The following is a 1,798-nucleotide window of genomic DNA, read 5'->3' as shown; positions in this document are numbered from 1 at the left end:
TTTTGTCGTCACATGTCGATGACAAGGAGAGCTTGCCTGACGCATTGATTGAAAAGATGATGAAAGCCAAGAGCTTTATGGCTGGAATGCAGACTGTTCGTCAATTGGAATTTGGCTTGTTTGATTTCTGTTTACATCATGAATATCAAAAGGATAAAACCGATATACAAGGGCTACTAGAACGCACGCAAGCAGATATATCCGTTGTGCCTGTTCCATCATTCGCACGTTTTGCTAACGCGTTTACGCATATTTTCGCAGGCGGTTATGCGGCGGGTTATTACAGTTATAAGTGGGCAGAGCTGTTGTCTGCGGATGCTTTCTCAGCCTTTGAGGAAGAGGGCGTGTTCAATCAGCAGACTGGCCTGCGCTTTAGAAACGAAATACTAGAATGTGGTGGTTCGCGTGATGTAGGCGAGATGTTTGAGTCGTTTAGAGGTAGAATGCCTAGCTCTGAAGCTTTGCTCAAACAAATGGGTGCTTAAACCATGACAAAACGTTTTATAGCGGGTGCAGTTTGTCCGCGTTGCGGAGAAATGGACCGCCTCGTATCTTTTCAAGAAAATGGCAAAACGGTTCGCGAGTGTGTGGCTTGTGGTTTTACAGAAGCACTCGTTGCAAATGTTTCGCCGGATGAATTAAAAACACGCGTTAATCAATTTGAAGAACCTACCGAACAAGAAGAAGTGAGCGTTGTAAAATTGCTCGACCCTCAAGATTTGATCAAAAAGTAAACAAAACTTTCGTGTCGCAAAGCACTGTTCGAAAAAAAAGCTCAAAAAAAGAACAAAAAAGGCCTAAAAGGCGTTGCGATTTCAAAATGCAGCTCGCTATACTCAAAGGGCAATAAAAATAAATCCAACTGTTACTTGAGCTTCTTTGAAGTAGTTAAGTAGTTAGTAGTAGGAAGCCTCACAGGAACAAAAATAATAATCTGTGGAGACCCGTATGCGATCACGCCTAGTAAAGGCGCTGAGTCTGCTGCTGTCTGCAATTTATGCAGCGGATGTAAGCGCAGAGTATGGATTGAATATGCCTCGCGGAGTGACGGACATTAGTCACTCAGTCTATGACTTGCACATGACCATTTTTTGGATTTGTGTGGCAATTGGTGTCGTAGTGTTTGGGGTGATGTTCTATTCGATCTTTAAGCACCGTAAGAGTAAAGGCGCGGTAGCTTCGAATTTTCATGAAAATACCACGATAGAAATTATTTGGACGATCGTTCCTGTAATTATTCTGGTTGTCATGGCAATTCCAGCGACCAAAACACTTGTTGAAATGTACGACACTAGTGATGCTGATGTGGATATCAAAATCACTGGCTACCAATGGAAATGGCGTTACGAGTATTTGGGCTCAGGGGTCGATTTCTTCAGCAACATGTCCACACCCAAAGAAGAAATCTATAACGCACAAGAGAAAAACGAAAATTATCTATTAGAAGTAGATAACGAGCTCGTTGTGCCGGTTGGTAAAAAAATTCGCTTCTTAATTACGGCAAATGACGTGATTCACTCATGGTGGATTCCTGATTTTGCGGTTAAAAAAGATGCCATTCCTGGTTTTATTAATGAGAGCTGGACACGTATTAATGAGCCGGGAGTATATCGCGGTCAATGTACAGAGCTCTGCGGTAAAGATCACGGCTTTATGCCTGTTGTCGTGCGTGCAGTCGAACAATCCGAATACGATGATTGGCTTGCACAAAAACAAGAAGAAGCAAAAGCGGCAGCAGAACTTGCCAAACTCACCTTCACCTTAGAAGAACAGATGGAACGCGGAGAAAAAGTATACG

3 protein-coding genes are annotated in these 1,798 nt (G+C 42.9%); all 3 read left to right on the top strand.

What is annotated here, in order from left to right:
• Positions 1-485: M3 family metallopeptidase (locus A3738_RS15060; RefSeq protein WP_231876662.1), on the top strand; the 485-nt coding region annotated here is incomplete at its 5' end.
• A gap of 3 nt (positions 486-488) precedes the next feature.
• The gene (locus A3738_RS15055) at positions 489-734 is read left to right on the top strand and encodes a YheV family putative zinc ribbon protein (protein WP_068475886.1); all 246 of its coding nucleotides are present in this window, start codon (positions 489-491) and stop codon (positions 732-734) included.
• Between the two features lie 214 nt (positions 735-948).
• A partial coding sequence (gene coxB, locus A3738_RS15050) for a cytochrome c oxidase subunit II (protein WP_068763699.1) occupies positions 949-1,798 on the top strand: 850 nt, incomplete at its 3' end.

This window comes from Oleiphilus sp. HI0066 (assembly GCF_001635725.1).
This window is presented reverse-complemented; position numbering and strand designations above follow the sequence as displayed.

Excerpts from the sequence above, each read along its gene's own strand:
- A3738_RS15055 (WP_068475886.1), top strand. The coding sequence starts at position 489 with ATGACAAAACGTTTTATAGCGGGTGCAGTTTGTCCGCGTTGCGGAGAA.